The 7,004-nt window shown below is 67.9% G+C and carries 5 protein-coding genes, 1 pseudogene and 1 CRISPR repeat array; of the genes and pseudogenes, 4 read left to right on the top strand and 2 right to left on the bottom strand.

Annotated elements, in window-relative coordinates; translation table 11 throughout:
• The 4 genes from FHS37_RS38170 to FHS37_RS38155 form a co-directional block, all read left to right on the top strand.
• Window positions 1–457, top strand: a 457-nt coding sequence (locus tag FHS37_RS38170; RefSeq protein WP_184829851.1) for a tetratricopeptide repeat protein, incomplete at its 5' end; no start/stop codon positions are given.
• 11 nt (window positions 458–468) lie between these two features.
• Window positions 469–1,331 (top strand): IS5 family transposase gene (locus tag FHS37_RS38165; RefSeq protein ID WP_184829849.1). Its coding sequence is split into 2 segments (ribosomal slippage): window positions 469–825 and window positions 828–1,331, totalling 861 coding nucleotides; the frame shifts between segments, so codons are not numbered across the junction.
• Window positions 1,332–1,483: 152 nt separating this feature from the next.
• On the top strand, window positions 1,484–2,941 hold the full coding sequence (locus FHS37_RS38160; protein WP_184829847.1) for an NF041680 family putative transposase: 1,458 nt from the start codon (window positions 1,484–1,486) through the stop codon (window positions 2,939–2,941).
• A gap of 45 nt (window positions 2,942–2,986) precedes the next feature.
• Window positions 2,987–3,316: direct repeats of the CRISPR family, unit length 25 nt; unit sequence CTACCCCCGCAGGCGCGGGGACGAT.
• Between the two features lie 224 nt (window positions 3,317–3,540).
• Entirely contained in the window at window positions 3,541–4,293 is a 753-nt protein-coding gene (locus FHS37_RS38155; protein ID WP_184829845.1) for a transposase family protein, read from the top strand.
• An 843-nt stretch (window positions 4,294–5,136) separates the two neighbouring features.
• Here FHS37_RS38155 and FHS37_RS38150 read toward each other — a convergent pair.
• Together FHS37_RS38150 and FHS37_RS38145 are read right to left on the bottom strand one after the other, a co-directional pair.
• Window positions 5,137–6,378: an IS701 family transposase gene (locus FHS37_RS38150; protein ID WP_184829843.1), complete on the bottom strand. Its 1,242-nt coding sequence runs from the start codon at window positions 6,376–6,378 to the stop codon at window positions 5,137–5,139.
• 72 nt (window positions 6,379–6,450) lie between these two features.
• A pseudogene (locus FHS37_RS38145) lies at window positions 6,451–7,004 on the bottom strand (IS5 family transposase); the annotation flags it as partial.

Raw genomic sequence — 7,004 nt, 5'->3', positions numbered from 1 at the left:
CCCCGACACCCTGGCCTCCCGTAACAACCTCGCCGGCGCCTACGAGTCGGCCGGGGACCTGACGCGGGCCATCCCCCTGTACGAGCGGACGTTGCAGGAGCGGGTGCGGGTACTGGGCGAGGACCACCCCTCCACCCTGACCTCCCGCAACAACCTCGCCGGCGCCTACCGCGCGGCAGGTGATCTAGAACGGGCCATCCCCCTGTTCGAGCGGACGTTGCAGGAGCGGGTGCGGGTACTGGGCGAGGATCACCCCGACACCCTGGCCTCCCGCAACAACCTCGCCAGCGCCTACGAGTCGGCCGGGGACTTGACGCGGGCCATCCCCCTGTACGAGCAGGTTCTCAACAACTGCGTGCGGGTACTGGGAGAGGAGCATCCGACTACCAGGACCGTCCAGGCGAACCTCACCCATGCGAGGTCTAGGGTCCGTCTTCAAAGATCATCCGGGTGGTAGATCATGGTGTCGTGGTACGTCGTCATGAACTCACTGATCAGGAGTGGGAGTTACTCGCTCCGCTGATACCCCAGGCCGCGACGGGTCGGCCGCGCGTGGAGGACCGGCAGGTCATCAACGGGATGGTTTACAAGATTCGTACCGGGATCTCCTGGCGTGACCTGCCGGAACGCTACGGGCCGTGGAAGACTATGTACACCCGCTTCCGCCGCTACGCCCTCGACGGGGTGTTTACCCAGCCCCTGCAGCAGATCCAGGCCCACGCCGACGCGGCTGGCCACATTGACTGGCTGGTCCAGATCGACTCCACCATCGTCCGCGCCCACCAGCACGCCGCCGCCACCGGCCGAAAAGGGGGCGGCACCGGCAGGACGAACCGGACGATCACGTCCTCGGCCGATCCCGAGATGGACTGACCACCAAGACTCACCTCGCCTGCGACGGCAAGGGCCGCCCGCTCGCGATCTTGGTGACGCCCGGCCAACGCCACGACAGTGTCTGCGCACGTCCTCTGCTGGAACGGATCCGTGTTCCCCGCCCTGGCCCGGGCCGGCTGCACTGCAGGCCCGACCAGGTTATCGCAGACAAGGTTTACAGCTCCCGCTGCTTCCGCGCCTACCTGCGAAAACGCGGCATCGCGCATACCATCCCCGAGAAGACCGACCAGCGAAGGAACCGGCTGAGGCGCGGTGGCCACGGCGGCCGACCGCCAGGGTTCGACCGGGGAGCCTACTGGCGGCGCAACACGATTGGGCGCTGCTTCAACCGACTCAAGGGCTTTCGCGGTATCGCCACCCGATACGACAAGACCGCCACTTCCTACGAAGCGGCGGTCGCCCTCGCATCGTTCCTGCTCTGGGCAAGATCCGTTTGAAGACGGACCCTAACTTGATCTTTAACGTCCGGCGTCGAATGGTGCCTCGGACTTGATCACTCGGTTCGGTATCCGGCGTACGCCAGAGCGGCCTTCGTCTGAACATGTGCTCCGACCAAGGAACACACACGTCCAGCACGAAGGCCGCAAGGATGAGTCTGCTGCAACGCGACACCCGGCAAGAGGCTTTGACGCAACTGTCACGCTTCCGGGGCGAGTTCTACTCCTGTCTCACCGCTCGTTCGGACGTGCTGTTCGAGCTGGCCGACGCCGTCCTGTGCGGTGACGGGCCGGTCAGGTCGCTGGCCGAGCTGTCATTGGTGGGCGAACACCGTCGCGGTCACGGCGGACTTTACGCGGCGGTGGCCCGTGGCCGGGTGGACGCGGACAGGCTGCGGCGGGCCCTGGCCGCGGTATCCCTTCCCCGTGCTGCCGACGGCCGGCTGGTCCTGGCCATCGACATCACCTGCTGGCTGCGGCCGGACGCTCACACCTCACCGCAACGGATCCTGTGCCACACCTACGGACGGGGCAAGGATCAGCACATCCCCGTCCCAGGCTGGCCCTACTCGATCATCTGCGCCCTCGAGCCCGGCCGCAGCTCATGGACCGCGCCGCTGGACGCGCTGCGACTGGCACCTGGAGACGACACCGCCACGGTCACCGCCCGACAACTGCGCGAGCTGGTCGAGCGACTGATCACGGCAGGTCAGTGGCAGGCCGGCGACCCGGACATGCTCGTCATCGCGGATGCCGGTTACGACGCACCCCGTCTAGCCTTCCTCCTGCGGGATCTGCCCGTGCAGGTGCTGGCCCGGATGCGCTCGGACCGGGTGCTACGCAGGGCCGTCCCGCCCCGCCGACCGGGCACGATGGGCCGCCCACCCCGCCACGGTGGCGAGTTCGTCTTCGGCCAGCCCGACACCTGGGGCACCCCGGACACTCAGACCGTCACCGATACCCGGCTCTACGGCACCGCCCTGGCCCGCTCCTGGAACCGGCTGCATCCCAAGCTGACCCACCGCTCCTCCTGGGCAGCGGCCGACGGCACCCTCCCCATCGTCGAAGGCACGGTGATCCGCCTGGACATCGACCACCTGCCCAGCGGAGCCACCCCCAAGCCGGTCTGGCTGTGGTGGTCAGGCACTGACGCCACCAACGCAGACACCGACCGCCTCTGGCAGTCCTACCTGCGACGCTTCGACATCGAGCACACCTTCCACCTGTTCAAGCAGACCCTGGGCTGGACCGCACCGAAGATCCGCACCCCCGAGGCAGCTGACCGATGGACCTGGCTGATCATCGCCGCCTACACCCAGCTGCGGCTTGCCCGGCCGCTGGCAGCCGACCGGCGTCGGCCGTGGGAGAAACCCAGCCCACCGGACAGACTCACCCCAGCCCGCGTCCGCCGCGACTTCCGGCACATCCGCCCGTCGACCACCTGCCCGGCCCAGGCACCGAAACCCTCCCGGCCCGGCCCCGGACGACCACCAGGCCGCAAGAACACCCGGCCCACACCCCGCCACGACGTGCACACAGCTCGCACAACACAGCGGACGCAACGAAGAACAAAGAAGTCGACCACTCCACGTCCCCGCCGCACAGGTTAAAGATCAAGTTAGAGAGTGCACGGGCCCGTGTTCAGCGAGAAGGAGCTACCCCCGCGGGTGCGGGGACGACATGAGAGGGACGATGGGGACCTCTCCCAACGGAGAGCTACCCCCGCAGGCGCGGGGACGATGCCTGACCCTTGGGTAGCACGTCCAGGCGCTCGGAACTACCCCCGCAGGCGCGGGGACGATCTCGGAGAGGTCCGTGAGCACGTCATGCCCATCGAACTACCCCCGCAGGCGCGGGGACGATGCGCAGTCTACGCAACCCATGCGCGCCTGCGGAGAACTACCCCCGCAGGCGCGGAGACGATTTGGGCTGGAGCCCGGAGATCGTCATGGTGGTGGAACTACCCCCGCAGGCGCGGAGACGATACTTGTTGACCTGCAGTAATGCTAGCAAGCACATTTGTTTTCCTTTACATGCATTGACGCTCTCAGGGGTATAGCCGAACAGTCCCCTACGGACGCGGAGACGACTCACGGAGCCGTTTCCAACCTGACGGGTGGTTGGGCGGGTGACTCCGGCGGCGGGCATGAAGAAAGCTCCTGGTAGACGGGTTCTCGACCAAGATCACCAGTTCGCCAGGAGCTTTCGCGTGCTTGTCTACCCGTCCGGCATCGATCTGTCCAGCCGCACCCTGCAACACCTCTCCGGTCTCCTCGCAGATCACCGCCGTCGTATCGGCTCCCGCTGGCGTCGCCTCACCTGCGGCCGGCAGGCCCTGCTCGTCCTGGCACACCTGCGCTGCGGCGACACCTACGCCCGCCTCGCAGCAGGCTTCCGCATCGGGATCGCCACGGCCTACCGCTACACGCGCGAGGCCGTCGACCTCCTGGCCGCCCTCGCGCCCACGCTGGAACAGGCCATGACGACCGCCCGGAAGAAGGCGTACGTGATCCTCGACGGCACCGTGCTGCCGATCGACCGCATCGCCGCCGACCAGCCGTACTACTCCGGGAAGAAGAAGCACCACGGGATGAACGTGCAGGTCCTCGCCGATCCCGCCGGGCGCCTGATCTGGGCCTCGGACGCACTGCCGGGAGCCACCCACGACCTGACCGCGGCGCGGGCCCACGGCATTCCCGCCGCCCTCGCCGCAGATGACATCAAGTGCTGGGCCGACAAGGCGTACCAGGGCGCCGGCCCTGCGATCCACGTCCCGATCCGTGGCAAGCATCTGCGCGGCTGGCGCCGCCGTCACAATCGGGACCACGCGAAGATCCGCAGCCTCGGTGAACGCGCCATGGCGATCCTCAAGTCCTGGCGGCTCCTGCGGAAACTCCGCTGCAGCACCACCCGGATCACAGCCGTCGTCCGAGCCGTCGTCGCCCTCGAACTCGCCACCTGATCAAGATGGAAGAGGTTCACGGAGGGGGTGCCAGTAGTCATCGTCGAAGGGACTACCTCCGCGAGTGCGGGGGCGATCAGCCCGATCGGCCGATGACGACGTATATGGCGGGATTACCTCCGCAGGTGCGGGGACGACCTGCTCCCATGCAAGCTGGGCGTGCTCCAGGAGGAGTAACCCCCGCGAGCGCGGGGACGACCGCTGGGCCACGGACAGGGAGAACAGCCCGATGGAGCAACCCCCGCGGGCGCGGGGACGACCGGTGGCCATGGTCGGGGTTGCTCCGATCGTGGGAGCTACCCCGCGAGCGCGGGGACGACACACATAGGGAACGGCGAGGGGGGCGCCGAACAGGAACTACCCTCGCAGGCGCAGGGACGACCATCACGCGGGCGATCCGCAGCTCGCGGTCGTGGAGCAACCCCCGCGGGCGCGGGGACGACACCAACTGTCTCGGCGTATACACCCGGAACACGGAGCAACCCCTGCAGGCGCGGGGACGACGGGCTCCAGCAGGCGCTGAAGAGGACACAGGAGGAACTACCCCCGCAGGCGCGGGGGCGACGCCCAGCTCCAGCCGCTGGGGAACGATGGGCTCGAGCTACCCCCGCAGACGCGGGGACGACAACAGGCACGGATTCGCCCTGGATCTAGGTAGGGAGCAACCCCCGCGGACGCGGGGACGACGTGCCGTGGGGGGTAATGGTCACCCCGGTCTGGGAGCAACCCCCGCGGACGCGGGGACGACTTAGTACTCCAGCAGCGAATCGTGTTCTGAGCTGCGTTTTCGGTAGTGGCAGCGGCGGGCGACGGCCTGGCGGTGTCTTCTCCAGGCCGACCACTTCAGTGCGTGGGTGATGGGGGCGCGGTCGGCTCGTGAGCGGGGCAGGAGAGCGTCCAGGAGCCGCCGGATCTCTGCCACCGTGAGCGGGACGAGGGCTGGTCCGTTTCTGCAGCCCCCTTTGCGGCCTCGGCGGCCTGGGCGGCGAGTGCGGTGAGGACCGCGTGGGCGAGCATGGCCAGGGTGATGTGCCGATACCAGCCGGGATAGCGGCGGACCTCGTACTCGTTCAGGCCGCATTCGTTCTTCGCGGCCTGGAAGCACTCCTCGATCGCCCAGCGGGAGCCGGCGATGCGGGCCAGCTCGGCGATCTCGACGCCGACGGGTGCGTAGGCCAGGTAGTAGGCCAGCTCTTCGGGGTCGGACAGGCTGCGGCGGGCCATCACCCACCGGTGGTGGGTCGGCGGGTCGGGGTCGAAGACGAGGTTGGCGGGCAACTTGGCCGCGGCCCAGTCGTAGACACGCGGGCCCTTGGCCCCGTCGCCGCAGGACAGCCGCTGCCAGGCATCGGCAGGGGCGTCCTCGATGAGCTGGTCGATGCGCCAGATGCCGGCCAGCGACTTGATCTGCTGTGACTTGGGCACCGCCACCACATAGCCGACGTCGAGCTGCTCGAGCAGGCGGCGGAAGTGCCAGTCCTGTCCGTAGGCCTCGTCCGCGGTGACCCAGGCGGCGGGCAGGCCCGTGGCCAGACAGCGTCGGACGATGTCCCGGGCCAGCTCGCCCTTGGTCGCAAAGCCCCGCTCATCGGGGATTTTCGCCGCCCGGCAGCGGTTGCGGTCGGACGTCCAGGCCTTGGGCAGGTAGAGCTCCCGGTCGACCAGGGCCCGGCCCGAGCGGGTGGCATAGGCGGCGAACACGCCGATCTGACAGTTGTCGATCTTTCCCGAGGTGCCGGTGTACTGCCGGCCGACCCCGGCCGAGGTGGTGCCCTTCTTGATGAACCCGGTGTCGTCGATGATCAACACGCCATTGGGGCCAAGGGACTCACCGACGTAGGCACGGACGTCGTCGCGCAGGGCGTCCGCGTCCCAGCGGCTGCTGTTCAGCAGCCGCTGGAAGCCGTCCGGCGTGCGGTGGCCTGCCCATTCAGCGAGCTGCCAGCCGTTCTTCCGTGCCGCTTGACCCAGCAGACCGCGGACGTAGTCCCGCATCCGCCACCGCAGATCCGCCCGAGCGAACCGGCCCGCCACCCGAGCGAACACCGACTCCAACTCCGCAGCCCAGCAACCGACTTCAGTCATGCCCTCCACACCAGGACAACGACAACCACCAGCTCAAGACACGAACCGCTGCTGGAGTATTAAGACCGTGTCCTACATGGTCAGTTTGAGGAACCGCTTGTAGCAGCAGAGTGCGGATGCCAGTCCGAGGAAGGCCAGGTAGTTGCGGGGGTGGCGTTCGTAGCGGTGGTTGAGGCGGCGGTATCCGGTCAGCCAGGACATGGTGCGTTCGATGACCCAGCGTCGGCGGCCGAGGCGGTCGCTGGAGTCGATGCCTTTGCTGGCGATGCGGACGCCGATGTGCTTGCCCCACAGCCATCGCCGCAGGTGAGGGATGTCGTATGCCTTGTCCGCGTGAAGGCGCCCCGGCTTGGAATCGGTCGCGTGGGATTCGTGTCCCATGTGGAAGTGGGACAGCATCGGCTTCAGGGCGAGGCTGTCGTGGGTGTTGGCTGCGGAGAGTCCGACGCGTAGGGGCAGTCCGTTCGCGTCCGACAGGACGTGCATCTTGGAACCGGGCTTACCCCGGTCCACGGGGCTCGGACCTGCAAATTCGCCCCCTTTTTAGCGCGGACGTGAGCGGAGTCGAGGACAGCACGCGACAGGTCGACGAGGTTCTGGCGGTCCAAGAGCTCGAGCACCTTCTG

It is taken from the genome of Streptomyces griseomycini (assembly GCF_014203535.1).
Classification (GTDB): Bacteria; Actinomycetota; Actinomycetes; order Streptomycetales; family Streptomycetaceae; genus Streptomyces; species Streptomyces griseomycini.
Note: the sequence above shows the minus strand (reverse complement) of the source record. Positions and strands in the feature narration are given on the sequence as shown.

What these genes read in the sequence shown, in the direction of transcription:
- FHS37_RS38150 (WP_184829843.1), bottom strand. Translation starts at nt 6,378, where the DNA reads ATGACTGAAGTCGGTTGCTGGGCTGCGGAGTTGGAGTCGGTGTTCGCT.
- FHS37_RS38160 (WP_184829847.1), top strand. Translation starts at nt 1,484, where the DNA reads ATGAGTCTGCTGCAACGCGACACCCGGCAAGAGGCTTTGACGCAACTG.